We start from the raw sequence: 25872 nt of genomic DNA on the forward strand, positions 1-25872 counted from the left end.
TCAGGAGCGGCCCGGGGTGGCGCCTGCTGGCCCCTGGGCGTTCGGTGCCCCCAGAATCGGCAGCCGCCCCTTGACGATCCGCCCACCGGCCAGACGGGCGATGTAGTGCAGGTTCGGCAGCATCCCCAGCAGCGCCGGCTGGAACAGCTCACCCTCCTCTTCCATCAGGCGCTCGCCGACGTTGCCGGCGTGCTCCAGCGGGTTACGCTGGGTCGAGGTCGCCTGGGTGCGCATCAGGGTCTTGAGCCGGGTCTTGGGCAGGCTCGCGGTGACGTATTCCTGGGTCTCGGCGTCGAGCACGCGCAGCGCGATCAGGGTGTTGAGGTTGCCGAGCAGTTGGCGGGCCTTGGCCTCGCTGCCGGTGCGGGCCGAAAAGTCGGCGAAGGTCTGGGTGGCGATGGTGAGACGCAGGCCCGCGCCCCGGCCTTTGTTCAGGAGCTGGATCAGTGGGTCGTTGACGATCTCAGCGGCCTCGTCGATGAAGACGTTCACCGGTGGCGGTTTGGGGGTGTAGTTGTAGCGATCCCCGGCCACGGCCGCGAGGTCGGCGATGAGGATGGAGCCGATGGCCGAACCGACGAGGGTGTCGGAGAGTGAATCCAGCCCGATGTAGGCGACCTGGCCGCGTTCCAGGATCCGCGCCATGGCAGTGATCGGACGGGGATCGCTCGGGTCGTCACTGTCGGGCGAGAGCAAGGGACCCAAGGCACCGGCGGTCAGCATGTTGAGCAGCGGAAAGAGGCTCGCGACCATCTTGGAGAAGTGCACCTTGTCATGCTCGAACAGCGAGACCAAACCGTCGATGACGGTCGAGGGTTTGGTCGGCCGGAGCTGCTCCTGATAGAGCCGCACCAGGGCGCGCGCCCGGGCATTGGTGTCGCTGGCCTTGGTCAGCGAGCGGCTGCTCGCCGGATCCCAGCCCGGGACCTGGGTCTTCAGATATTCACGCAAGACACGCTCGACCAGGGCATCCACCCCGCCCTCCAGATAGCGACGCAGCATCACGAGACTCGGTCGCTCCCCGGCAGCGAGCACCCCGCCGATCACGTGCGAGAGGGCCATCTGGGAGAAGTTCTTGAAGGGATCGTTGCCGGTCTCGCTGGGAAGGATGGCGGCGATGCGGCTCGCGAGTTCGGTCGCACGGTTGAAGGAGTAGAGCGGATCGATGCGATGGCTGCGATCGGGAAAGGCGGGGTGAAAGCTAACAAAGCGTCCCGGCTGCTCGCTACAGGCGCGCCGTGCCGAGGACTGGAGTTCTTGATCGCCCTTGGGATCGAGGATCACAACCGCCTCGCCCCGGCGCACGGCCTGGGTGACGAGCAAATCGAGCAGGCGGGTCTTGCCCGCGCCCGTGGTGCCGACGATAAGCATGTGGCCCGCGCTGTGGGCGATCGGCAACCAGACCGGGGTCTCCCGATCGGCCAGACCGTGGAGCCAGTGGGCGCCGAGGGTCTCCGCATCGCCCGGCACCAGTCGATGGGGACCGGCACGGATCAGATCGAGCGCGAGCTGGGCGTGCTCACTGTTCCAGTCGAAACCCCAGCCGAGCCAGAGGTCGCCGGGGCGTGCGCGCCGCTGCCGGGTCAGCTCGGCGGGGGTGAGAAAGCGTTGCGGCAGCCCCGCCAGCTTGGCCCGGCGATGGCTGTGACGCAGACGCAGTGCTGCGGGCAACCAGCGCAGGCTCATGACCACGGCCAGTAGCGTGAGGGCCTGAAAGGGTGACTGATGCAGCGGCCAGCGGCTCTGGAGCACAGCAGCGACGAACGCAACCACCAGCCAGGTCAGCAACGCCGCACCCTCGAAGTTGGGTCGCCAGGGTGGGCTATAGGCCAAGGATGAAACGTCCCTGCTCGACCTGTCCCCGAGGCCGTTTACGCAACGCCCGGAGCAACGTCGCCTCGGCGATGCCGGCGGCCTTGGCGCCGTCCAGAACCGGACCGTGCAGCGCCACCGACAGGGCGTTCTCGTGCACCTGGATCGCTCCGAGGCTGGGATCACGGGCCAGAAGGCGCTGCTCCAGGGTAAGGGCGTAGTCGGCCGCGCCGCTCCGGCTCGACGGTGGCTTACTGGGACGCGAGCGCGGCTTTACCGTCGCGACCCCCGTCGACTTGGCCGCTGGTGGTCTTGCCTGGCGGTCAGGCATTGGGCGACTGGATGCCATGGAGACGCACATCATTGGGCCACCCAAGGCCAGCAGCCGTTCAGAGATGGCCGGGGTGAGCAGGACACCGCTGACGCCATCCAAGGCGCGCACGCGCACCAGCGGCCGACGCGGATCGCGGGCGATCCAGTCGCGCGCCCAGAGATCGTCCAGGATCCGCTCCGGATCCGGATCGTCCTCGCTCCCGAGGAAGGCCTGCGGATAGGGCAGAAAACACTGTCCGTCGATCCAGAGGGGCTGTACCTCGGGTGGTTGGCGCCCCTCCTCCACCTGGCGCATGAGCGCGATCAGAGCGGAACCAGCGGGCGGATGCGATTCGAGCCAGGCGCGCGCCGCCTCGGCAGCGGGTCGCGACGATCCCCCCGGCGCCGCCGCCGGCACTGCCTCGATGTCTGCGCTCGACGTCGCCTTCAGCGGCTGGGGCGCCTTGAGCATCGCCTCCGTATCGTCCGCCTCTACTGGCGACGCAACCGCCCTCGCCTCCGCCTCCTCGGTCACCAGCTCGGTCGGTACGGAGCGCGCTGCCGGTGCTGAAGCGGTGGACTCCTCGATCAACGCTGTTGCGCGTGGAAGCACGCCCGAGAACAGCAGCTCGGGCTCGGCCAGGCGCAGGAAGCTAAGCCACTGAGGCTGATCACGCGTCAGAACCTGCGGGGCGAGCCGCCAAGTTCGCGCTGGACGCTCGCTCCCCTCCAGCGGACAGGGGATGGCGAGCTGCCGCTCCAGCAGCAGATCGGCCAGGGTGTCGGGATCGCGTGGGATGCCGGGCACCCGGGCCTCGGCCAAGCGTTGCACCAGGTCCTGGGCACTCTCGGGCCAGACCAGGTGGACACCGTCAGGAAAGATCCAAACCCGCGCGCCGGGACTGTTCACTGCCCAGGTTCCATCGCGCAGCAGAGCGCGCATGGTGTCGATCAGATAGCGCTCGATCGGCACCCCGAGCGAGAGCGCTTCGGGGTCGAGCCGGTTCTCGCGCAGGTCCTGCTCGACGCTGATCCGATCGGCCTCGCGCATCAACTGGGCGAGCAGCGCCTGGTCGTCACGCCCCGCGAGCACGCTGCCCAGGCTGTACCAGACCAGGGGATCGGGATCCATTAACCAGCGACGCAGCTCGCGGGTGATGAGTTGCGGAAACACCGAGGTGGTGAAGACCTCGTGCCCCTGATGCAGCCGCTGGCCGTTCCAGCGCAGGAAGTAGCGGTCGATGCCGTGCTGGGTCGCCCAGTCGAGGATGGCCTCGTCGACCGGCTGCCAGCGGGTCGTGCCCTCACGGTCGAGCACCAAGAGATCGGCGACCGGCTTGCCAACGTCGTGCAGCAGTCCAACGACGGCGGCGGCGAGCTGCCAGCGCGGCTCGAGCCGTCGCCGCTCCTGCGGCAGGCGGTCGACGGCGAAGAGGCGCCCCCGACTCGCTCTGGCACACTGGAAGGCGACTTCGAGACCATGACGGAAGAGTCCGCCCGCGCCGCGATGGTGATGGGTTTCCGAAGCCGGGAGCAGATGGGCGAAGGCAGCATAGCGCTCGATGAGCGGCAGTACCAACGTCTGGTAGTCGCTATCGGTCATCGCCAACGCCTCCTGGAGACTGGCGATCAGCTCGGACTGGGTGGCGAGGATCTGGGCGGTGCTGGCCACCGGCAGGCCCTGGAGAAAGGGCGGATAGCGTGGGATATCGGACTCGGGGACCGGCGCTGTCGCGGGTGAAGTCGCCTCCGGATCGATAGCAGATCCGCCGACACGAAAGGCGCTCCAGGCTGCACGGCAGCGGGTCAGCAAGGTCGGCATTGCGGTAGGGAGAAGCGGTTGATCAGTCACCGGAGATGGCTGCATCACAGCAGATGTGCACACGCCAGGACAGTCGAAACGGTCCTTTGCCGGGGAGACCGTTTTCGACTGTTGCGGGTGAGGTCGGGGGACTAGGATCGCAGACAGTGTCATCCGCAGAGTCCCTGCCCCATGCGTCTGCATCCCTTGCTCAGCGTCGCCGCGCTCGCCAGCCTGGTCGGCTGTGCCGCACCGCCGATCCAGCCACCACCGACCCCGCATCTGATCCGCATGCCGTTGCCGCAGTATGCCACGCATGCACCCGAGCCGAGGCTCGCCGGGGCCGCGTGGCGCGCCGGGCGTCGGACACATGCACTAGCGCTCGACGGGCAGGTCTGCGGTCTGACACACGGCGGTGAGGTGCACTGCCAACGTCCGATGGCTAAGTCAACGCCACCATCCCGGCCGCTGCCCACGCCCACGGGCTGATCTCCACGACGCGTGCTCCAGTTCCTGTTCGGCCGTCCTTGCCCTGCCGCCCTGGCAGGGATTTTTTGCGCCGCACACACGTCCTCCTCAACCTGAAACGGTCCAGCCTGCAATCAACCGTTCCTGTGCCATCATTGGACCATCGTTTCCTGGTGGGCGGACGCCATGCAACGCTGGATCCATGCGGAAAAGGATCGCTATTACCTGGTCGATCTGGTTCAGGACCTGCTCGGTGACTGGACGCTGGTGCTTTGCTGGGGCGCACTCGGCTCACGGCGCGGACGCCTGCGGGTGGTCGGCGTGGCGTCCGAGGCGGAGGGCTTGGCGCAGGTCGAGGACATCGCCCGGCGGCGGCAAAAGCGCGGCTATCGACGGCAGGTGGAATCCACGCGCGGCGATCACGGCTCCTCTAAAGCGGTCGATGCCGACCGCCCCTTGAACACTCAGGGGCACACTGATACCGATGTTCTGAAACAGGCCGGGCCTGGAGCGTGACGCAAACGCTGGTTTGGATGCTCTGCCCAGAGCTGCTCGCGGAGGTCTACCGCTGAGATTGACCGACGCCAAGCATTCGATGATGTCGACCGAAGACGAGGTGAACGCCTGATGCCCATCGCCCGATTGATCCTCAGCCCAGCGCTGACGGTCGCTCTGCTGCTCGTCCTTCCGCTCTTGTTGGCCGCCGAGACCCCGGCGGTCGGACCGGAGATCAACGCTGACTACCATGGCGCCGACCCCCAGCGCTGGGAATCCATCTTCGAGCGCAGCGGTCGAGAGGTCTTCGACCGGCGCGGCGAGATCCTGCAGGCGCTTCAGATTCATCCCGGAACGCGAATCGCCGATGTCGGCGCCGGGACTGGACTCTTCACACTGCGCTTTGCCGAGGCGGTGGGCCCGAGCGGAAGAGTCTATGCGGTGGACGTCTCGGAATCCTTCGTCGACTCGATTCGGCGTCGTGCACGCGCCGAAGGACTCGAGAATGTGGTGCCGGTGGTCAACCAGCAGACAACCGTCGCGTTAGATCCCGCCAGTGTCGATCTGGTCTTCCTGTGCGACACCTACCATCACTTCGAGTATCCAGACGCAATGCTCGCCTCAATCCGCGAAGCACTGGCACCCGGAGGCGTGCTCGCGATCATCGACTACCGACGGGAACCGGACATCAGCGCGCCTTGGATCCTCGAACATGTCCGGGCTGATCGCCGCACCGTCATCAACGAGGTCACGCAGGCCGGGTTCGACCTCATTGATGAGCCGTTCGAGCTGCGCGAGAACTTCTTCATCCGGTTCCGCAAACGTCATCCCTGATCAGAGACATCGCCAGTGCGCCCCGCCAGCCACACGGGACGAGCCTTGCACCTTTCCACCGACCCTCGGCGATGAGCCCGCAGCCCCAGAAAAGCGGACAGGGGGTTGGCTCGTGCTGTGTCCGTGTCGTCCCATTATGTAGAGCGCTACATAATGGGACGCAAGCGTCACCGAGCCTCGCCGGCCTGCCTCCCCGATCTGGAAGCGCCGGCCCTTGAGTGCGAGCAGATTGATCCCGGACACCACTAAATTGCGGCGCAAAATCTCGGGCGCAGGTGCGACACAACCCAGCAGGGCGCCGATCACCGCCAGATGCTCGGCCTGGATCATGGTGACCTGACGCGTGCCACGCCGGCGCGCGCGATCATGATCGCCCTCTAGCCCCTGACCACTACAGTCCAGTCGCTGGGGGTTGCCGGGCGGGTGAAGACCGCCGCCTCGCCGAGCTCCTCGCGGAGGCTGGATGCATAGGCGTCCACGATCTCGAAGGCGCGGATTTGGTAACGGCCGTGCTTGGATCGACAAGTCTCCGGCTCACGCCCGACCCCGCAAGCGACAGACGCGCACGGAAGTCGCTTGGGCAGCCCATCTGTGAGCACCGTAGCACGGGTATCGAAGCTTGAAAGCGGGTCTCTCCGTTAGAGCCAGATCTGCTCCATCAGGTGATGCGAACTTGGCCATGTAATCGTGCGCATGAGCACGTTTCGTATTCCCTAGGCTTATTGACGCCGAGACGACTATGCCCCTTCGCCCACGAAGATGCCCTCACCGCCGAAGATGCCCTCTTATGAGAGGTAGGCATCTTCGGCGCAAATTAGGAGGTCGAGGGCATCTTCGGCAGCTGCCCACAGGAATCATCACCGCCACGCACACGAATCGATAGATATTGGTAGCGCACAAATGGCTTGCTTGCTACTCACCTCACTGCAACGTGTGGTTTCGTTCACCTGCGGCTCGGATGCGCTCAATGCCAACATACGCCGAACAACGGATCTCGACGATCTGAGGAAAGCCTGCTCAGGTTCGCGGAGGGACTACTCAAGACCCTGATCTGAGCTCAACGATGCCGGTAGAACAAGCACAGCAACGCCATCTTGATTGAACTGGTTTTCGCCCGCGGACTGGTTTGTGGTAACACAGCATAAAGATTACGACGCGCCGCCGAGGACTCTGTCTGCAGTACTTTGAACCAAGATGTCTGTCGCCTGTTCGGTGAGGTGGGCATATCGCTTCGTCGTATTCGAGGACTTGTGCCCTAAGACGGTGCCGATTTCGAGTAGGCTCGCACCGTTTGCAGCCATAAAGGAAGCAGCCGAATGCCTGAGATCATGCCATCTGAAATTCTCGATTCCGGCTCGCCTCAACGCTGTCCAAAACGGTGTCCGGAGGTCTACGGGCTGCTTGGTGCTTATCCGGCTCGGAAAAACCAGACCACGCTCAGGCATCTCCTTCTCGTCGCCATCTGCTCCCCTGCACTTCGCCTTCAAAGCTTCCAGCCGTTCCTCCAGTAGCGGCCTCACTTGCGAGGCGATCCCCACACGACGAACGCCCCCTTTGGTGCGGGTCTCACTATCGACGCGCAAGAACAACGCGCCGCTGACAAGGTCCACATCGCACCATCGAAGGCCGAACACCTCACCCTGACGCGCCCCCGTAGTGATCGAAATCAGGACAGCCAAATAGAGATCCGGACTCTCAGATGACCTGCATGCCTCCAAAAGCCTCTTCAACTCGTCCTGCGTCAGGAAACGGGTTTTCCCATTACTAACAATGGGCTTCTCAACCGCATCCATCGGCGAGTCCTTCAGCCAATGCTTACTCTTCTTGGCAAACGTCAGAACACTAGCTAGGGTGGCCAGATAGCGTGACACCGTCGCCGGTGCCCTGCCCTCCTGAAGCTTGTCCCGATGATCGGCGATCTTAGCCGGAGTAATCTCGCTCAGGCGCAGATGCCCAAGGCTGGATTCCCAATATTCGAGGTGGTCCTCATAAGCGCGGGCAGTCGACGGACGCAGCTTCGGCAGCTTGTCTGCTCGGTACTGGGCGATGGTCTCCCCCAGAGTGTGCTTCTGACCCTCGCTGGTCAAACCAGCATTGTCATCTACGATTGCGCCCTCGATCTTACGCGCCCAACGTTCAGCAGCTGTGCGAGTCGGAAAGGTCTTGGAGATCTGGCCGTTTTGGCCAGCGCGCCGGACCCGGGCCTTGTAGACGGTCCCGGAAGCACGCTGTAGTTTGGTGATCGTTGCCATGCTGCTACCCCAATAGCAGTGGGTAACTGAAGCCCGTTGGGTGCCCGCCCTCCGGGGTTTCATTTATGCGTCAACTGACACTGTCGAGCATGGCTTAATGTTATCGCGCCTGACAACGCAATGGTACCCTAGCTGGTACCCTAAGCGTAAAAATGTCTTTCTAAGCTAGCTTTTATAAACGGGACCTTCGGATTGAAAATCCGCGTGTCGGTGGTTCGATTCCGCCCCTGGGCACCAAATACCGAACAAAAAGACGCGCCTCTGAGCGCGTCTTTTTGCGTCTGGACATCGCATTCGTATTCCGCAGCAGCGCCTCGATCAGTCCCTGGCGCACCTCACTCAGCCCATACCATCGATCACCCCCGACCGATGCGATGATCATTGGGCCTCCTACTCGTCGATCCGACGGACCTCTGACTCGCGGTGGACCTCACGTCAAGCAGAGCGTGGCCGGGCTATTTTTCGAACAGATATATGCACGGATGGCGCATCGAGATCGGGATCGCCGACTCCATCTATACATCCAGACGAACTTACCTCACCCTCTTCGCATCCAAACCAACCATCTGCCGCAGATCGACCCCTTTCTTCCCGCCGACATCCACGAGGAGATTTGAATGGACGAGATCAATGACCGCCCGGCGCACGCGGATGCGCTGGTTGTCTTCGGGGCGACCGGAGACCTGGCGCACAAGATGATTTTCCCGGCACTTCACGCCATGGCCAGCCGGGGCACCCTCAATGTACCGGTCCTCGGCGTCGCCGCCTCTGGGTGGGGCCTCGACCAACTGCGCGAGCATGCGAGGGATGGCATCGAGCAAGCCGGCAAGACCGATGATCGCGCCGCCCTCGACAAACTGCTGTCTCTGCTGTGCTATGTGGACGGTGATTACCACGACCCAGAGACCTTCCTGAAACTCAAGCAGGCGCTCGGCGAGGCGCGGCATCCGGCCTATTACCTGGCCATTCCGCCCGCGCTCTTCAGCACGGTCATCAAGGGACTGGGCGAAACGGGCCTGGCCGATCAGGCGCGACTCATCGTCGAGAAGCCGTTCGGGCGCGACCTGGCGTCGGCGCGCGAACTCAACCGCATCGCCCTGTCAGCGTTCCCGGAAAATGCGATCTTTCGCATCGACCACTATCTCGGAAAAGAGGCGATCATGAACATCCTCTATTTCCGTTTTGCCAACGCCTTTCTCGAACCGATCTGGAATCGCAACAGCATTTCCAGCGTGCAGATCACGCTGTCGGAGGATTTCGGCGTGAAGGGTCGCGGCGCCTTTTACGAAAGCGCCGGCTGCCTGCGCGACGTCATCCAAAATCATCTGTTCCAGATCGTCGCGCTGCTGGCGATGGAGCCACCGGCCTATCAGGGATACGGCGCCGTCCACAACGAAAAGGCCAAGGTCTTTCAGGCCATGCGCCCGCTGCATCCAAACGACATGGTACGCGGCCAATATCGCGGCTATCTGGACGAACCCTGCGTGGCGAGCGACTCGGACGTCGAGACCTTCTGCGCCCTGCGGTTGTTCATCGACTCCTGGCGCTGGGCGGGCGTGCCCTGGTATCTGCGCGCCGGCAAGTGTCTGGCCACCACGGCAGCCGAGATCCTGGTGGAACTGAAGCCGCCACCGCAACGCCTCTTCGACGACTCGGCGCCGGAAGCTGGCCGGGCCAACTATCTGCGCTTCCGCCTCTCCCCCAACTCTGCTGTCGCGCTGGCGGCACGCGTCAAACGCGCGGGCAAGGAGTTTGTCGGCGACCAGCGCGAACTCTATCTGTCCGAGGAGCAGATCGGGGCGGAGATGCCCTACGAACGTCTGCTCAGCGACGCCATGGCCGGCAATGGCGCGCTCTTCACGCGCGAGGACGCGGTCGAGGCTGCTTGGCGTGTGGTCGATCCCGTTCTGGAGATGCACCCCAAGGCCCAGCCTTACGAACCCGGCACATGGGGACCGGCAGCGGCGGACGAGCTGATCCGAACACACGGGAGCTGGCATAACCCCTCGCTCGAAGCGCCGAACAGTCCAGCGGATGCCAAAAGCGGGAACGCGCCTTCACCTTGAAGCTGGACACCGTCCCCGGAGCGGACTCCCGGAACGGCTGGCGAATTCAGACTTGCCAGATGGGCAGGGATGCCACAAGCCCGGCTCCAGGGACGATTGACTGAACTCCGGTTGCCGGCCGAAGCAAAAACGCATTAGAGCGTGAGCCCCTACTCCGCCGACCACACGCCCCGTTCGCCTTTCAGCCGCGCGCGTACTCCGAAGCCCGACGGATCTGATCCTCGGTCGGCCGCACGCCGGTATAGAGCGCGAACTGCTCGGCGGCCTGCAGGGCGATCACCTCGGCACCCGTGATGACCGGCTTGGCCCGCTCCCTTGCGGAGCGGATCAGCGGGGTCTCGGGCGGCAGGGCAACCACATCGAAGACCGTCTGCGCGCCGTCGATGATCTCGGGATCGAAGGCAAGCGTCTCCGCATCCGGACCACCGACCATACCGATGGGGGTGACATTGATCAGCAGGCCGGGCCGGATCTCGCCGAGCTGCGCCCGCCACTCGTATCCGTAGGTCTCCGCCAGTTGTCGGCCTGTGACCTCGTTACGGGCGAGGATGATGCCCGAACGAAAGCCCCCGTCGTGCAAGGCGCCAGCCACGGCCTTGGCCATCCCGCCACTGCCGCGCAAGGCAAACGAGAGATCGCGAGACACCCCGTGCCGATCCAACAGCGTTGAGACGGCGATGTAATCGGTGTTGTAAGCACGCAGGCAACCATCGTCATTGACGATGGTATTGACCGAACGCAGTGTCTCTGCCGATGCATCCAACACATCCAGATAGGGGATGCAGTCCTCCTTGTAAGGCATCGAGACCCCACAGCCCCGGATACCGAGCCCTCGGATACCGGCAATGGCCGCAGCCAGATCGCTGGTGGTAAAGGCCTTGTAGACAAAGTCGAGACCCAGTTCCTCGTAGAGGAAATTGTGGAAACGGGTTCCGATGTTACTCGGCCGCCCAGCCAGGGAGATACAGAGGCGGGTATCTTTGCTGATCTGTTGCGACATGGTCTTGGCAAGCCTCTCGGTCGGCGTAAATCAAGGACGAAATCGACTCGAAGCAGGAGCCTAATGAGCAAGCGCCTCTGTCAAACCTTGAAGCGCCCGACGCGGGCATTCTGATCGCTCGCGAGTTGCTTGAGCATCTCGGCCGCACCGCTGATCTCTGAGGTATCGGAGGAGACTTGGTCGACGAGCTGCGCGATGTTACTCAGGTTACGATCGATCTCTCCGGCAACGGCGGTCTGCTCCTCGGCGGCGCTGGCGATCTGGATGTTCATGTCCTTGATGGCGGCAACCGAACTGGCCATGGTTTCGATCGCGTCGGCAGCCTCGGCCACGGCGTTCAGGCCACCTTGCGCCTTGTCCCGTCCGGCGTCCATCACCTCGACCGCGCCCCGGGTTCCGACCTGAAGCCGATCGATCATCTCCTGGATCTCGCGCGTCGAGTTCTGCGTGCGCTGCGCCAATGTGCGAACCTCGTCGGCGACGACGGCAAACCCCCGTCCCTGCTCGCCGGCGCGCGCGGCCTCGATCGCCGCATTGAGGGCCAGAAGGTTGGTCTGATCGGCGATGCCACCGATCACGTCGAGAATGGATGTGATCTGACCCGCATCAGCGGACACCCGAGCAATGGCGTCGGTCGCGGACTGCACTTGCTGAGAGAGCATCTGCATCGTCTCCACCGCGCGACTGACAGCGCCACGTCCCGAGTCGGCCTGCTGATCGGCCTGACGGGTGGCCTCGGCCGCCTGGGCGGCATGACGCGCGACCTCCGCGACGGTCGCGGTCATCTCGTTCATGGCCGTCGCCACCTGATCCGTCTCCAACTGCTGTCGGCTGACGATCCCCGCGCCACGGTTGCTCGCCGCAGAGAGCTGGTCGGCCGACGCGGCAACCTGCCCGCCACCATCGCTGAGTTGACGAATCAGTACCCTCAACTTGGCTTGGAAGCTGTTGAAGGCACGCGCCAGATCGGCAATCTCGTCCCGACCCGAATCATCGAGATCATGCGTGAGATCGCCTTCTCCCTCGGAGATATCGTGCAATGCCTGGCTGAGACGGCGAATTGGGCGTACGACGAAGCTTGCGACAACCAGCATGAGCCCCATGCCCAGGACGAGAACGAGGATAGCCACACCGACCATCAACGCAATGGTCTGCCGCCCCTGAGCGGCCACCTCGTCCACCTGAGCCTCAACCCAACTCAGCGGCAGCGTGAGCTGGACACCCCAAACCTGGGCGGAATCGCTGAAGTGGACCGGCACCACCGCCATGAGATTGCCCTCATCCTCCTCGACGACCGGCTTCGCATCCCGAATGGCCTTCAGGTCCTCTTCCCAATCCTCATGCATCGCGGAGATCGGCTTGCCGATGAGCTGCGGTCGACCACTGGCGGCAACGATGGTGCCGTCGTTCGCGATGATGGCAAGCCCGCCAACGCCATCGCGAAAATTGCTGATGGCCTCGTCGATCATCTGCTGCAAATGGCCAAGGGCCAGATCGACGCCGGCGATACCCTGAAACCGCCCGTCGATCAGGATCGGTTCAACCAGAGAGGTAATCAGCATATCCTTCCCCTGAACCGGATAGGTGTAGGGATTGATCAACTGCTCCGCCCCGGTCTTTTTAGGAAGCAGGTAGTAGTCGCCAGCGCCCGGAGTTTCATAGTCCACCAGCGGCTCAAGAACGGGCGCCCCATCTGCGGCAAGACTCCAATAAGGGATGAACCGACCACTGGCATCGGTGCCAGTCTGGCCGACGAACTCTGCGTCGCGTCCGTCGAAGGCGTTGGGCTCCCAGGCAGTGTAGAGCGCGAGGAAACCGGGATGCTCGCGCAGAATGGATTGGAGGATGCGGTTAACGGACTCGCGATCGATCGCCGCCGCCGTGGAGTCGAGCGCACCGCCTTGCTGGCCCACCAGGGTCGCCAGGGTTTGAGCAAGGACCCGCGCGGTCTGAAACGCCGGGCGAATCCCCTCCTCGACCTCCTTCGCCTTCTCCTGAGCGCTAATCAACAACAGTTCCTTGGCATTGGAGAAGGCGATTAGGCGTTCTTGCTCGACCTGCTGATTCAGGGACCAGGCCGAACTGAGCGTCAGTACCGCGCTCAACACGGCCAACGAAAGCCCAGACCAGAGCGCGATTTTGAAACGGATCGACCTGAAATTCATACGGCTGGACTCCTGAGGTATCGACGCGGACAGAGGGATCTGGATGATTTCAACCAGCTCTGATGTGGATGGTTTTTAACCTGCAATCAAGCCCTGCCTCTAAACACATCAGGGTTCATACGAGGAACCGCTTGACGACATCCGGCCTCAACCGGGCAAAGTGCGGCGCATAAGAGGGTGACGCCGACAGCGAAGAGGGTCTATAAACAGTGCGCCCCGTCCGACTCGGATTTCACCCGATCGCGATCGGACCCAGATTAGAGGTCGACGCAGCTTCAATGTCGCTCGACGATTCACACAGAGACGCTCCACTGAAATTCGTCATACCAGATCACTCGGCACCGAACAGCCGAAACCGGTCCCCTGCTCTACCTCGCGCACGCATCGACTGGACTCTCCCAACACTCCTGCTCCTCTGGCTCTTGACGAGCCTGACGTGCGCGCGCGCCTGGCCATCCGAATCCACGCTGCTGCTCGACCCACACCAGGAGCGCTACGATCTGGCGACCCACGTCGAGTATCTGGAGGATCCGAGCGGACGCCTGACCTTCGAAGAGGTCCAAGACGCCACCCATGCGGCGGCTTTCCGCCCAGTCCCCGGTGGTAGCGAAATCAACTTCGGCTATTCGCATTCGACCTACTGGCTGCGCTTCAGACTGGCGTCCCCCTCCAGCACGCCAGCGCAATGGTGGCTCGAAATCGCCTATTTCTCGCTCAACCACATCCGACTCTACGGTCCCGAAGGTCCGCCAACGATCACGGGATACGCCTATCCCTTCGAGCAACGCCCAATCGCTCACCGCTTCTTCGTCCTGCCGATCGAGGTCGGCGCGGAGCCCATCGACTTCTATCTCCAAGTCCGCTCCTCGGGCAGCCTCACGATCCCGCTTCATCTCTGGCAGCCCAGGGCCTTCACCGCTGAGACGGCCTCCAGCTACGGGGCCATATCGCTCTATTTCGGCGCGCTCGCCGCGCTGCTGCTCTACAACCTGCTGCTCTATCTCTCGCTGCACGAGGCCAGCTATCTTCTCTATGTGTGCTTCGTCGCCAGCATGGCCTGCGGCCAGCTCGCTCTCACCGGTATCGGCAGCCAGTACCTGTGGAGCGGTTGGGCACACTGGAACATCGCCGCATCCGATTTCGGCTTCTCGGCCGCCGGACTCTTCGGACTCTGGTTCGTGCGCCGCTTTCTCGACACCAGACGCATCATGCCGCGCCTGGATCGGCTACTGCTTATCGTCCTGTCCCTATTCGCCTTCAATCTGCTCTACATCGTCTTCCACGACCTATTCACCAACGAAGCGCCAACCGCCTTGGCCGCGAAGGTCCTGTCCATCAACAGCCTGCCGGCCTGTCTAATCGGCATCGCGGCCGGAGTCATCGGACTACGTCGGGGACGCGGCGGCGCACGTTTTTTCCTCATGGCCTGGGCAGCCCTTTTGCTCGGGGCCGCGCTTGCCGCCATGCGCAATTTCGGCTGGGTTCCGACCAACGCCTTCACTGCCCACATGCTACAGATCGGGTCGGCGCTGGAGATGCTGCTGCTGTCCTTCGCCCTCGCCGACCGCATCCATAGCGAACGACGTGCGCGCGAGGAGGCGCAGATGGAGGCTCTGATCGCGCGCCAGGCGATGGTCGACACCCTGGATCAGGCCGCGAGCACACTGGAGGAGCGCATTGCCGAACGCACCCAAGAACTGGCCCAGGCCAACCGGCGACTGAGTGACAGCGAATGCCAGCTGCGCCAGGCGGCACATTCGGATCCCCTGACCGGGCTCGCCAACCGACTGCTCCTCGACGACCGAACCGAGCATGCACTGGCTGCCGCACAGCGCGACAGCCAGAGCGTGGGCCTGCTGCTGATCGACCTGGACCGCTTCAAGCCGGTCAACGATCTGCACGGCCATGCCGCCGGAGACGCCGTGTTGCGGGAGGTCGCGCGACGCATCCAAGGCGCGATCAGGGCCTGCGACACGGTCGCCCGCATCGGCGGGGACGAGTTCGTGGTGCTGTTGGAACGGCTGTATGACACGGCGGGTGCGATCCAGGTCGCCGAAAAGCTGGTAACGGCCCTATCGGCCCCCTTCCAGATCGGAGAACAGGAACTTACCGTCGGGGCCAGCATCGGGATTGCGCTCTACCCGGAGGACGCACAGAGCGCAAAGATGCTGCGTCAACACGCGGACTGGTCGATGTATTCCGCCAAGCGGGCCGGAGGCGGCGGTTACCAACTCTACTCGAAGGCGACAGAGCGCCACCCATCCTCACCGAATGACAATCGCCCGCGTCATGAGGCCCAGCGGTCGAAGAAGCCGGCCTGATCTGCGCCGAGCCGCCGGCGTTCGAGCACCCGCTCCCGGAGCATGGCATCATGTCTGTCCAGCCGAACCACGAAAGGGATCGACAATGGATGCACTCTCGCCACACCTCACCGAGCTGCGCCACATGCTGGGGCATCTGGCCTCGGTGTTCATGGCCTTCTTCGCCATCATGAACCCCATCGCCAACACGGCGGTCTTCCTCGGGCTCACCGCCGACGACTCGAAGCAGGTACGCCGACGCGTCGCCATCAAATCCGTCTTCGCCGCCTTCCTATTGATTTTGATCTTCGTGCTGCTCGGCAAGCTCATCTTCGGGCTCTTCGGCATCACATTGCCGGCCTTTCGCATCACCGGCGGGGTGCTGGTCGCACTCATCGGCTACCAGATGCTGCACGGCTCCCCCTCGAGCGTGCATCAACCGACCGAGACCGACCAAGCCGACAGCCTGGAGACCGCGCTCAGCGTCGCCATCTCACCGCTCGCCATCCCCATCCTCGCCGGCCCCGGCACCATCGCCACCGCGATGAACTTCGCCTCCACCGGCAACCTCGGCGAGATGATCGTTACCATCCTCGCCTTCGCCCTGCTCTGCTTCATCACACTGCTCTTCTTCCTCTTCGGCGAACGCATCGTCAGCTTCCTCGGCCAGGCCGGACTCAACGTCGTCACCCGCATCATGGGGCTGATCCTCGCCGTCATCGGCGTCCAGATGTTGCTCGACGGACTCGGCGGAGCGGCCAAAACGCTGATGCCTTGAGGCGCATCCCGTCGCCCGGACGGAGCGAGGGCGCAATCCGGAGACGAACGCGCGGTCAGACTCGCTCGCTATAGAGTTCGCACTGATTCTTACCGCGTCTCTTGGCCCGATACATCGCCTGATCGGCATGGAGGATCAACTCGCGCGGGGACGTCGCGTCGTTCGGGTAGAGGGCGATACCGATGCTCATGCCGAAAGGAATACCCGCTTGCGCCGGCTCCCGGATCTCGCACACCAAACCCAGGAGCTTCTCGGCCAAGCGCCGCGCCCCCTGCGGATCGGAGACATCGGACAAGATGATCGCGAATTCGTCCCCTCCAAGCCGCGAGACCGTATCCGCCTTGCGCACCCCTTTCAGCAACTGCTCGGAGACCTGTACCAGCAGCCGATCGCCCGCCTGGTGACCCAGGCTGTCGTTGACCTGCTTGAACCCGTCCAGGTCGAGATAGAGCAGGCCATAGCTGCGCGCGTAGCGAACCGCGTTGGCATGAATCTGCTCGATCCGATCGAAGAACAGGGTTCGGTTAGGGAGTCCGGTCAAGCGATCGTAATGGGCGAGTTCCAGTAACTGCGTCTCGTAGACTCGACGCCGAACGACCGCCACAGCCAGATACCAAGTCCCCACCGAAATCACTGCAAACAGGCCGAAACCGAAGACAAACACGCGGATCAATAGACGTCGGTCGTGATCCTCCACGACCTCCGACGGCACGTAGGAGATCAGGAACCACACATAATCCTCCGGATCGAGCCGTGCTTTGCTGGGGCTTTCCGCGACTGTCGCACCGGTACTGGAACGATACTCCGGCGCAAGCGGAGCGATCGTCTCGAAGGCGAAAAATCCGTGCTCCGTTTGCAGCTGCCCTTTACCGTGAGAGCGTATGACGGCCCACTCCTCGGGGAAGTCGTGAGCGAAGCTGCGCTCGGCGCGGGCATCGATCATAAATCCCCATTCATCCTCCTTGCGTGGACTCAGCAGCCAATAGCCATCGGCATTCAACAGCATGGCCCGACCAAGCCCAGAAACGCTCACGCTCGTCAATCGATCCAGCAAAAAGTCGCCCAAATAGTTGAGCAAGACGATGCCTCGCTTCTCGCCCGACGCATCGACGATAGGGGTACCAAACCGAATCATCGGTTTCAATGGACGCTCAAGCGCCCCTCGCTCGATGTTGAGATCCAACGGCGACACGAACACCTCGCCGGCCTTGAGCACCAATGTATCCGTGAAGTAGTAGCGCTTGCCCTTGTCTTGGAGTTCCTCGGGCGGCACGATAGCGGCTGCGCCCCCATTGAAATTGACACGCACCAGCTCCTTACCCGTCGCGTCCAGGAAACGCACCTGATCGTAAACGCCCTTCAATGTCGCAAACGCCAGAAATTCCGATGCGAGCACCGACAGCGCCTGGCGATCGCCCTGATTGAGATAGCGAGAGAGCTCGTCCTGTTTGCTCAGAACAAACAAATCGCTGACCACCTCGGCAAACACCCCCTCCGTGATTCCTTTCATCAACTCGACGCGATAGTGCTCCTGAGCGATCGTTGACGTAAAAAAGGTTTCCGCCTCGACGCGATAAAACGCCGCGCCAAGCCCGGAAAACACGGAGCCGATGATCAGAAAGATCAAAAAGAAGAGGTTGAGCGACCGGAGAACGATCTTGAAATTATCGAGTTTCACTGCATTGCCCGCGCTGAAATCGTCGGCATGGCACGTCGCGCTCGAAGCCGAACATCAAGGCGCCCAGACACGAGCGACACATATCTAGAACACACGCTGCGCCTCCTTGGCTCGCGCCCCCTCAGAACCTCGCCAACCGTTACAATTGGATGTCCGTATCCCTCCCCTTCGCGCAAGGAACCGCATGCCCGGCCTGAATCGTATCCTACTCATCAATACTCACCTGCAAGGCGTCGTGGAACTCAAGGTCGACGCCCACACCAACATATGCGGCACCAACGCCTCCGGCAAGACCACATTGCAACGGCTCGTCCCGGTCTTTTACGGCGAGTATCCAAGCCGCGTCGTGCCCGCCACCCGCGACAGCTTCGAGCGCTGGTATCTGCCGACCGAGCAGAGCTTCATCATCTACGAATACCAGCGCATGGACGAGCAGATCTGCCAAGCGGTGCTCGCCGCCGCCTCCGACGGCAAGGGCGTCGTTTACCGCTTGGTACAACGCCCGTTCGACCTGGACGACTACAGCCGCGCCCGACAGGGCGATCGCCTGACCTGCATCGGCATGAAAGAGCTGGGTCTCCGTCTGCGTCAGCTCGGTGTCCCGACGACCCGTCTGCTCAACACGCGCGAGTACCGCGCCATCCTACAGAACGACCGCGCACTGTTCGCCACAAGCAGCAACGCCGGCGAGCTGCGCGCGCTCGGGCGCCAGTATTCGCTGTGCCAGCCTAGACAGTCGCTACGACACCTCGAAAAACTGGCGCGGGCGGTACATTCGCGCGAGGGCAAGATGGAGACGGTCCGCTCCATGATCGCCGCCATCCTGGAGGAGGACGGCGTCAGTCCGCCCACCTCCCAGCTCAAACTCAAGCAGGTGGAGGATTGGATTCGAGAAAGCCGCCTGATCCAAGGCTTCGAGGCCATGCGCCCGGAGTTCGATCGGCTCGAACGCGCCTACCAGGAACTGCTCGTTCGCGAACGGCGACTGAGCGGACTCAAACAGAGCTATCGGCTCGAAGAGCCGCTCGAACAGCAGCGCCTGGAGGAGGCCCGCGCCCGCGTCGAGCACAACGACCGGGCACTGAAACGTCTGAAACAGGCGTGGGATAACGACAGCCACGCATTCGATCGGGAGCGTTCGAGCAGCAAGGGCGAGATCGAGCGTTGCGAGACGGAACTGAACCAGATCGAGCAGCAATACCGGACCTATCTCGACGCCGACATCGAACAGATCAAGGCCGATCTGGAACGGCTCGGCGACTGGCGCGAGGACCGTGAAAGCCTCAAAGAACGTCTTCGCCTGTTGACCGATACCCACCAGGATGTAGAGCGCGACTATCTGGAGCGCCAACACCGAATCGGCCAGCGGCGCGAGCGCCAGCTTGAGGAGCTACGTCAACGGGACAACGACCTCAAGGAAGGAAAAGCGCGCCTATTGGAGCAGAACAACGCGGCGGTCGATACGCTGAGGGAACAGCAGCGGAACGAGCGGGAGGTCGGGCTCGCCGAGTTTCGCCAGCGCAAGAGCGACTGCGAACTAGAGCGCGAGCGCCTCAAGACGCGCCTCGAAAACGCCGCCCATACCGAAGAGGAGCGCCACGAGCTGGCCGTCTTCGACCAGCGTCTGGAGACGGCGGACGCCGAGATCGAGGAGATCGAGACCCGGCTGACCCAGCTCGACGCCCAGCATCAGGAGCAACGGCGCCAGCGCGATGCCGCAGACACGGCCTTGCGCAAGATCCGACGCCAGCGCGAGGAGCGCCAAGGCGCAGTCGATGACGCACAGCGTCTGCTCTATCCCGGCCAGCACAGCCTGCTCGAATTCCTGCGTCGCGAACGCCCCGGCTGGGAAACCTGCTTGGGTAAGGTCTTGGACCCGGCCCTGCTGCAACGCACCGACCTCAAACCCCAGCCGACCGAGGACGATCCCGACAGCTTCGGCGGACTGCGGCTCGACCTCAAGGCCATCGACACCCCGGCGCACGCCGTCTCGGAGCAGGCGCTACGCCAGCATCTACAGAACGCCGAGGACGCACTGAACGATGTGGACAACCGTCTGCGCGAGGCCGAAACCCGACTCGACCAAACCCAGACGGCACTCGTCGCCCACGAGCGCGAACAGACCCTGGCCCAAGGCGAGCGGCGCGCCCGTCGCGAGGACCTCAGTCGGCTCAAAGAGGAACGGCGCACGCTCAAGGGCCGGTTCGAGGCCGCGCTGCGCGAGCGCCAGCTTCACGACCGCAAGGCACTGAGCGACCTGGACGCACGCCTCCAACGCCTGACCAAGGACCAAGAACACTGGGAGGCGGATCTGAGCGACCGTCACCATGAGGCACTGAGCGAGCTCAAGACCCACTGGCAGGACGTCATCGGCCGGACCGATACCGAAATCGCCCAAAACCAGGGCGCGATCGAGGAACGCAAGCGCAAGGCCAAGGAGGAACTCGACGCCTGCGAGCACTGGTATCGCAACGAACTGAAATCCCGAGGCGTCGACGATGCGCTGATCGCCGATCTCAAACGGCAGATGGATGACCTGGAAAAGCGCATCCAACGCACCGAGGGACGCCGCGCCTACATCCAGGATTACGACAACTGGTATCAACGGACTTGGCTGGGTCGCAAACCCGAGCTACAGACCCGGCTGGATGAGGAGCGCGGACGCGCCGCCCGGCTCAACCGGGAGTTCGCCACGGCGGAAGAGGCCTTTAAACGCGCGCGCGCCGAGCTGCAAGCGGCGCTCAAAGGGGCCAACGATCAGGCCGAGGCCACCGAGGCGAGTCTGACCCGATTGAAAAGCCAGCGGCGCCGACTCGACGCGCTCAAGCTCCCGCCGGAGGAGTCGCCACCGGCCGGCGATCTGGGGGAACGGCTGCGTCTCGGCGAGGATCTGCTGCAAGGGCGCGAGCAGCTCCTCATCGAGGTTCGAAACCAGGTCGAGCATTTCGATCGCCTAATCGCCGCCAACGCCGGATCCAGCCTGGCCGAGACCTGGGAACGCAGCCGCGCCGACTGCCGTCTACCCGGCGAGCCAGGGTCGCCCCCGGCGCTGGATCACCGCCGACTGGTCGAACAGCTGGCCCAATTGCTCAACGAACTGGTGCCGCAGAAACTGACAGGGCTGCGCGAACAGGGACGCATCTTCGGCAAGGATCTGGCGGACTATTACGTGGTGCTGGACGACATCGATCGGCGCATCGAGAACCAAAGCAGGCGCATCACGCGCGAAGTGGCCGAGGATCTCTCGCTCGACGGCGTTTCAGACTCGGCGGTCCTGATCCGCTCGCGCATCAGCGAACTCGAATTCTGGCCGGATCTGCGCGCCTTCATCACCGCCTTCGAGGACTGGCGCGACAGCGGCTTCGACGGCCTGCCGAACGCGGACTATGTCAACAGCATGCGCCAGGCGCTCGAGATCATCGGCCGCTCGGCCCCCAGCGGCGGTGTCGCCGGACTGCTCGAAATCGAGCTGCGACTGCGCGAAGGACGCAGCGATCTGGTGATCCGCACCGACCGCCAGCTCAACGAGTCCTCCAGTCACGGCATGGCCTATCTCATCCTCTGCAAGTTCCTGCTCGCCTTCACCCGGCTGCTGCGCGCCGACGCGTCGGTGGTCGTCCACTGGCCGATCGACGAACTGGGCACCCTGCACCACCAGAACGTGAAGAAGATCTTCGACGCCTGCGACGCCAACGCCATCCGCATCCTCGGTGCCTTCCCCAACCCCGAGTCCGAGGTGCTGGGACTCTTCACCAACCGTTACATCGTCGATCGACAGACGCGACAGCTCCAGGTCGTCAAACCCCGCATCGACGCCATCGCCGCGCGGCTACAGCAGCGTCAGGATCAAGGTCAGGAGGCTTGCGCCAATGTTGTCGACTAAAGGCCAGGTCATCGAGCGCCTGCTGCGCGGTGCGTTCATCTGCCGCACCACCGACGAGGACGGCTGGCGTTTTCTCCAGGTCGCGGGCAACCGCGAACAGGTCGATGCCTATCTCGGACAACTCAACCGGCTGGTCGTCGGGCTCGGCAGCGAGCGCGAGGAGGCGGTCTTCTTCTGCGGCTACTGCCAGCTGGGCGAAGACGAACGCCGCGTGGTCGGCCAGCAGTTCCGCGACATCTGCCAGTCGCTGACCCCGCTCGCCGACTGGCTGATCCTGGTGCAGGAGGCGCTCGGGCAGGATGCGCCGCCGACCGAGGGCACACCCATGCGCCTCGGCGAATTGCAGACCCTCATCGAGGACACCCCGGCCTTTCGCGAACAGCTTGGACGCATCAGCCGCTATCGGCTGTTCAACTCCGCGAGCGAGACGGTCGACGCCCAGATCAAGCTGGTCTTCAAACGCCTGACCGAGCTGGGCTATCTGGTGCGGCCCAACCCGGACAAGCAGATCTATCTGGCCACCGGCAAGATCGATTATCTCTACGAGGTCATCCGCTTCATCGATGCCGCCGAGGGACTGGAGCTCGAAAAACGCGCCGAAGGCGCCGTCCAGGGAGAGCTGATGTGAGCGACGAGCTGCGCCAGAGCGGGATCCGTTTTCTGAAACGGCTCGGGCGCCACGCCGAGACCATCATGGACGCCTATCTGCAAGGCTCGGTGCCGGAGCATCTCCTGGACGCCTCGGTGCGCGAACGCCTGCTCAAGGACCGAGTGCTCTACCGCCCCGAGCCCGGCGCCGATTTGCATCTGCGCCGCGCCGTGCGTGCGCTCCTGGAGGAGGCCCTACGCGATACGCGCAACCGTCAGGTCGACGCCAACACCGCCTCCGCCCTGGCCACCTTCCGCATGCTGGCCGAGCACGTCAAGGAGGCCCGTCACCAGGGCCGTCATGCCGATGCCGACGTCTATCTCGCCGATCTGCGCGACCATCTCTATGCCTTCGGCGAAACCCTGCAGCACGCCATCCGCGTACTCTGGGGCCGGATCAACAACGAATTCGGCTACGTCGGCACACTCAACGCCAAGATCCGCGAGAACGAGCTGGCCCAGTCGCAGGTGAGCGCCCTGCTCGACGGACTGGAACTGGTGCGCTTCGAGGAACTGGCCGAACTGGCCGGCGAGTCGCGCGAGCTGCGCCAGCTCCTGGTGACCAACCTGCAGCGCACCCTCAGCGACTGCACCCAGGAATTGAGCATCGCCCAAGCCCGGCTGCTGGAACTGCTCGGACGCTTTCGCGAGATCCGGGGACGCACCCGCCTGCTCAAGGGCTGGCTGCTGCACATGGAACAGTACCCGGATTACCGCGCCGAGCCCCAGACCCGCGCATCGGAGCTCCCGAGGCTCTTCAACCACGCCGACCCTCTGCTCGCACCAGCCGCCCTGAACGTCCACGACGCCACCCAGGAACCCGAGCTGCTGGAAATCCTGGCACGGGTCCGAACCGCCCAGCCCTCGGAACGCCCCACCCAGACGCTCGCCGACGCCGAAGCACTGACGCTGAGCACACCGGAGGCGATCGAGATCCGTCCCAGCCCGATCCGCGAGGCGGTCACGAGCTATCTTTGCGCGATCATCGACAGCGGCCAGCCAGTCTCGGCGCTCGAATACCACCAACGCGAGTCCCTGCCCTGGGACACCGAGTCCTGGCTCTATCAGGTCATCGGCGACTATGAAGGGCTACCGCAGTCGCACAAGGACCGGCTCAGGCTCGACCTGATCGGCGAACCCCATCCACACTACAGCGGCAACTTCATCATCCGCGACCTGAACCTATGGCTGACCTGAGCCGCGCCCACATGCTGGCGGTCCATCATCTGCTGCGCGACCGACGCGACTTTGTAGCGCTGTCGCCGACCTGGAGACGCATCCACCAAGCCTTCGAGCTCGGCGAACCCGATGGCAAGCAGCTGCGCTTCGACGACCAACAACGCCGCCTGCTGCGAGAACAGGCGCAACTCGCCTGGGGCTTCGACCCACTCGCGGGCATCCCCGAAGGGGACCGACGCACGGTCGCGGCCAGCGCCATCGACGAAAAGATCGCCCCCGAGCGTCCGGACGCCAGATTCGTCCTGCTCAAGGGACGCCTGCCGCCGCCCCTGCCGGAACTCGCGCCCGAATTGAGTCTGCGCGTCCCGCTGGACAGCATCGACCCCAACGGCATCACCCAGATACTCGTCATCGAAAACCTCGACAGCTTCGACGACTGGCATGCCTTCGTGCGCCCGACGGAACTGGCCGACGCACTGGTGCTCTATCGCGGACATGGCGGACTGGCGCGGGGCACACGCCGCCTGCTCGCCGGCCTATCGCCCCACATCCCCATCAGCGTCTTCCCCGACTGGGACCCAGCCGGTCTCTTCATCGCCCAAACCCTACCCCGCGCCGATGCCCTACTGGTGCCCGATCTGGACCAGGCACTGCTGAACAAGGGCAGCCGAGCGCACTTCAACCGCCAGCATCGAGCTACGGCCCATCTCGATCGGGCCGACCTGCGTGACTGGAGCAGCCTCTGGGAAACCATGAAAACCCACGGGCTCAGCATCAAGCAGCAACACATGCTGGCGCTTGGGACTCGGTTGCGGCGCGTGATGCGCAACGACATGCGACGTTGAAATACAATCCGACACGTCCAGGCCCAAAGATTCGATTGACCAAAAGGCGCTCGCCCGCATTCAATCCTTCACGGAACAGGAACGGATTAGAACACCTCACCAACCATCGACCATCCGGAAAGGAGCAATCGGATATGACCAATCAGACTCAGAACAGGCGCCTGCTCATGGCGCTCGACGCGAAGATCAAGGAGGTCAACCGGGCGATCATCAACCCGGTCTTGCCGGAGCTTCGGCTTTCGGACCTCACGCCGATGCTGGAGATGACGGCACGGGCGCGTGCCGACTATCTGCGGGCCGTTTATGAAATCGGCCGCGCATCCACAGACAACGCAGTCCCCAGCCCGGAAAACATCAAACGGCTCGCCGGTTTGCGACTGGTCTATCAGGAACTGGTCTCGGCAACACAGGCATTCGAGACCGCGATCGAGCGTGAATATCTGGATGTGGAGTGATATCGCGCGCTGGTCGACCCAAACCGCGCGGGCATAACGGGTAGGCATGCGGCGCAATACGCTGCGCTATTGCGCCCTACGCGGCGACGCGGCTGGCCAGCTGCCGCTGGTCGAAGAGCACCGTAGGGCGGAATAGCGATAGCGTATTCCGCCGAATGGAAACCGGAACGCCATAGGCTCAATGCTCGCGATGACGGCAGTGACCGTGGTCGCTGAGCACCTCCAGCACCCGACACTGATCGTCGCAGGCACGGCTGGCGCAGTCGGCGAGCATCTGACCGATCTCGTCGCGCAGGCATGCGGCGCAATACGCTGCGCTATTGCGCCCTACGCGGCGACGTGGCTGGCCAACAGCCGCTGGTCGAAGAGCACCGTAGGGCGGAATAGCGATAGCGTATTCCGCCGAATGGAGACGGGAACGCCATGGACTCAATGCTCGCGAGTGACGGCAGTGACCGTGGTCGCTGAGCACCTCCAGCACCCGACACTGATCGTCGCAGGCACGGCTGGCGCAGTCGGCGAGCATCTGACCGATCTCGTCGCGCAGGCATGCGGCGCAATACGCTGCGCTATTGCGCCCTACGCGGCGACGCGGCTGGCCAGCCGCCGCTGGTCGAAAAGCACCGTAGGGTGGAATAGCGATAGCGTATTCCGCCGAATGGAAACCGGAACGCCATAGACTCAATGCTCGCGATGACGGCAGTGACCCTGATCGCTGAGCACCTCCAGCACCCGACACTGATCGTCGCAGGCACGGCTGGCGCAATCGGTGAGCATCTGACCGATCTCGTCGCGCAGGCATGCGGCGCAATACGCTGCGCTATTGCGCCCTACGCGGCGACGTGGCTGGCCAACAGCCGCTGGTCGAAGAGCACCGTAGGGCGGAATAGCGATAGCGTAT

19 protein-coding genes are annotated in these 25872 nt (G+C 63.6%); 13 read left to right on the forward strand and 6 right to left on the reverse strand.

Features of this window, described 5'->3' with window-relative positions:
• Both traD and mobH read right to left on the reverse strand, forming a co-directional pair.
• Positions 1-1833 carry a conjugative transfer system coupling protein TraD gene (traD, locus tag THIDRDRAFT_RS05900; protein WP_040844014.1) on the reverse strand — a complete coding sequence of 611 codons (1833 nt, stop codon included), beginning with the start codon at positions 1831-1833 and terminating at the stop codon, positions 1-3.
• Positions 1823-3976, reverse strand: a complete 2154-nt coding sequence (gene mobH / locus THIDRDRAFT_RS05905) for a MobH family relaxase (protein WP_245535787.1) — start codon at positions 3974-3976, stop codon at positions 1823-1825. Before mobH ends, traD begins: the two co-directional genes overlap by 11 nt.
• A 141-nt stretch (positions 3977-4117) precedes the next feature.
• Between mobH and THIDRDRAFT_RS05910 the strand changes: the two genes are divergently transcribed.
• The 3 genes from THIDRDRAFT_RS05910 to THIDRDRAFT_RS05920 all read left to right on the forward strand — a co-directional run bounded on the left by THIDRDRAFT_RS05910 (position 4118) and on the right by THIDRDRAFT_RS05920 (position 5722).
• Positions 4118-4414 (forward strand): hypothetical protein, encoded by a 297-nt coding sequence (locus THIDRDRAFT_RS05910; protein ID WP_007039898.1) that lies wholly within the window; start codon positions 4118-4120, stop codon positions 4412-4414.
• Between the two features lie 165 nt (positions 4415-4579).
• Positions 4580-4909 (forward strand): WGR domain-containing protein, encoded by a 330-nt coding sequence (locus tag THIDRDRAFT_RS27215; protein WP_007039899.1) that lies wholly within the window; start codon positions 4580-4582, stop codon positions 4907-4909.
• 111 nt (positions 4910-5020) lie between these two features.
• On the forward strand, positions 5021-5722 hold the full coding sequence (locus THIDRDRAFT_RS05920; protein ID WP_007039900.1) for a class I SAM-dependent methyltransferase: 702 nt from the start codon (positions 5021-5023) through the stop codon (positions 5720-5722).
• A 1148-nt stretch (positions 5723-6870) separates the two neighbouring features.
• Here THIDRDRAFT_RS05920 and THIDRDRAFT_RS05930 read toward each other — a convergent pair.
• Positions 6871-7974 (reverse strand): tyrosine-type recombinase/integrase, encoded by a 1104-nt coding sequence (locus THIDRDRAFT_RS05930; RefSeq protein ID WP_007039902.1) that lies wholly within the window; start codon positions 7972-7974, stop codon positions 6871-6873.
• Between the two features lie 617 nt (positions 7975-8591).
• Between THIDRDRAFT_RS05930 and zwf the strand changes: the two genes are divergently transcribed.
• On the forward strand, positions 8592-10040 hold the full coding sequence (gene zwf, locus THIDRDRAFT_RS05935) for a glucose-6-phosphate dehydrogenase (protein WP_007039904.1): 1449 nt from the start codon (positions 8592-8594) through the stop codon (positions 10038-10040).
• A 181-nt stretch (positions 10041-10221) separates the two neighbouring features.
• Here the strand turns inward: zwf and THIDRDRAFT_RS05940 are convergent, their stop codons facing one another.
• Positions 10222-11040: a shikimate 5-dehydrogenase gene (locus THIDRDRAFT_RS05940; protein WP_007039905.1), complete on the reverse strand. Its 819-nt coding sequence runs from the start codon at positions 11038-11040 to the stop codon at positions 10222-10224.
• An 80-nt stretch (positions 11041-11120) separates the two neighbouring features.
• Positions 11121-13205, reverse strand: a complete 2085-nt coding sequence (locus THIDRDRAFT_RS05945; RefSeq protein WP_007039906.1) for a methyl-accepting chemotaxis protein — start codon at positions 13203-13205, stop codon at positions 11121-11123.
• 422 nt (positions 13206-13627) lie between these two features.
• Here THIDRDRAFT_RS05945 and THIDRDRAFT_RS05950 point away from each other — a divergent pair, with 422 nt between their 5' ends.
• Together THIDRDRAFT_RS05950 and THIDRDRAFT_RS05955 are read left to right on the forward strand one after the other, a co-directional pair.
• The gene (locus tag THIDRDRAFT_RS05950) at positions 13628-15526 is read left to right on the forward strand and encodes a diguanylate cyclase (protein WP_050984652.1); all 1899 of its coding nucleotides are present in this window, start codon (positions 13628-13630) and stop codon (positions 15524-15526) included.
• A gap of 85 nt (positions 15527-15611) precedes the next feature.
• A complete protein-coding gene (locus THIDRDRAFT_RS05955; RefSeq protein ID WP_007039908.1) occupies positions 15612-16283 on the forward strand; it encodes a MarC family protein in 672 nt (223 codons plus the stop codon).
• 55 nt (positions 16284-16338) lie between these two features.
• On the opposite strand, the gene THIDRDRAFT_RS05960 is transcribed toward THIDRDRAFT_RS05955, so the two are convergent.
• A complete protein-coding gene (locus THIDRDRAFT_RS05960) occupies positions 16339-17961 on the reverse strand; it encodes a sensor domain-containing diguanylate cyclase (RefSeq protein ID WP_007039909.1) in 1623 nt (540 codons plus the stop codon).
• Between the two features lie 184 nt (positions 17962-18145).
• Here THIDRDRAFT_RS05960 and THIDRDRAFT_RS05965 point away from each other — a divergent pair, with 184 nt between their 5' ends.
• From THIDRDRAFT_RS05965 to THIDRDRAFT_RS26490, 7 genes are all read left to right on the forward strand, one after another.
• Positions 18146-21844, forward strand: coding sequence for an ATP-binding protein (locus THIDRDRAFT_RS05965; protein WP_007039910.1), 3699 nt, complete (start codon positions 18146-18148; stop codon positions 21842-21844).
• On the forward strand, positions 21831-22472 hold the full coding sequence (locus THIDRDRAFT_RS05970) for a hypothetical protein (protein WP_007039911.1): 642 nt from the start codon (positions 21831-21833) through the stop codon (positions 22470-22472). Before THIDRDRAFT_RS05965 ends, THIDRDRAFT_RS05970 begins: the two co-directional genes overlap by 14 nt.
• On the forward strand, positions 22469-23689 hold the full coding sequence (locus THIDRDRAFT_RS05975) for a hypothetical protein (RefSeq protein WP_007039912.1): 1221 nt from the start codon (positions 22469-22471) through the stop codon (positions 23687-23689). Before THIDRDRAFT_RS05970 ends, THIDRDRAFT_RS05975 begins: the two co-directional genes overlap by 4 nt.
• Positions 23677-24516 carry a DUF7281 domain-containing protein gene (locus THIDRDRAFT_RS05980; protein WP_173364679.1) on the forward strand — a complete coding sequence of 280 codons (840 nt, stop codon included), beginning with the start codon at positions 23677-23679 and terminating at the stop codon, positions 24514-24516. The genes THIDRDRAFT_RS05975 and THIDRDRAFT_RS05980 overlap by 13 nt, the downstream gene beginning before the upstream one ends.
• Before the next feature lie 134 nt (positions 24517-24650).
• The gene (locus THIDRDRAFT_RS05985; RefSeq protein ID WP_007039914.1) at positions 24651-24971 is read left to right on the forward strand and encodes a hypothetical protein; all 321 of its coding nucleotides are present in this window, start codon (positions 24651-24653) and stop codon (positions 24969-24971) included.
• Between the two features lie 181 nt (positions 24972-25152).
• On the forward strand, positions 25153-25650 hold the full coding sequence (locus tag THIDRDRAFT_RS26130; RefSeq protein ID WP_040844017.1) for a hypothetical protein: 498 nt from the start codon (positions 25153-25155) through the stop codon (positions 25648-25650).
• Positions 25651-25655: 5 nt separating this feature from the next.
• The coding region (locus THIDRDRAFT_RS26490) for a hypothetical protein (RefSeq protein ID WP_216725618.1) at positions 25656-25872 on the forward strand (217 nt) is incomplete at its 3' end.

Source organism: Thiorhodococcus drewsii AZ1, from assembly GCF_000224065.1.
Lineage (GTDB): Bacteria > Pseudomonadota > Gammaproteobacteria > Chromatiales > Chromatiaceae > Imhoffiella > Imhoffiella drewsii.

Bases quoted from the DNA above. Each gene is read 5' to 3' on its own strand.
- THIDRDRAFT_RS05970 (WP_007039911.1), top strand. From the start codon at position 21,831: ATGTTGTCGACTAAAGGCCAGGTCATCGAGCGCCTGCTGCGCGGTGCG.
- THIDRDRAFT_RS05985 (WP_007039914.1), top strand. From the start codon at position 24,651: ATGACCAATCAGACTCAGAACAGGCGCCTGCTCATGGCGCTCGACGCG.
- THIDRDRAFT_RS05930 (WP_007039902.1), bottom strand. From the start codon at position 7,974: ATGGCAACGATCACCAAACTACAGCGTGCTTCCGGGACCGTCTACAAG.
- THIDRDRAFT_RS05965 (WP_007039910.1), top strand. From the start codon at position 18,146: ATGCCCGGCCTGAATCGTATCCTACTCATCAATACTCACCTGCAAGGC.
- THIDRDRAFT_RS05955 (WP_007039908.1), top strand. From the start codon at position 15,612: ATGGATGCACTCTCGCCACACCTCACCGAGCTGCGCCACATGCTGGGG.
- THIDRDRAFT_RS05945 (WP_007039906.1), bottom strand. From the start codon at position 13,205: ATGAATTTCAGGTCGATCCGTTTCAAAATCGCGCTCTGGTCTGGGCTT.
- THIDRDRAFT_RS05940 (WP_007039905.1), bottom strand. From the start codon at position 11,040: ATGTCGCAACAGATCAGCAAAGATACCCGCCTCTGTATCTCCCTGGCT.
- THIDRDRAFT_RS05920 (WP_007039900.1), top strand. From the start codon at position 5,021: ATGCCCATCGCCCGATTGATCCTCAGCCCAGCGCTGACGGTCGCTCTG.
- zwf (WP_007039904.1), top strand. From the start codon at position 8,592: ATGGACGAGATCAATGACCGCCCGGCGCACGCGGATGCGCTGGTTGTC.
- THIDRDRAFT_RS05980 (WP_173364679.1), top strand. From the start codon at position 23,677: ATGGCTGACCTGAGCCGCGCCCACATGCTGGCGGTCCATCATCTGCTG.
- THIDRDRAFT_RS27215 (WP_007039899.1), top strand. From the start codon at position 4,580: ATGCAACGCTGGATCCATGCGGAAAAGGATCGCTATTACCTGGTCGAT.
- THIDRDRAFT_RS26130 (WP_040844017.1), top strand. From the start codon at position 25,153: ATGCTCGCGATGACGGCAGTGACCGTGGTCGCTGAGCACCTCCAGCAC.
- THIDRDRAFT_RS05910 (WP_007039898.1), top strand. From the start codon at position 4,118: ATGCGTCTGCATCCCTTGCTCAGCGTCGCCGCGCTCGCCAGCCTGGTC.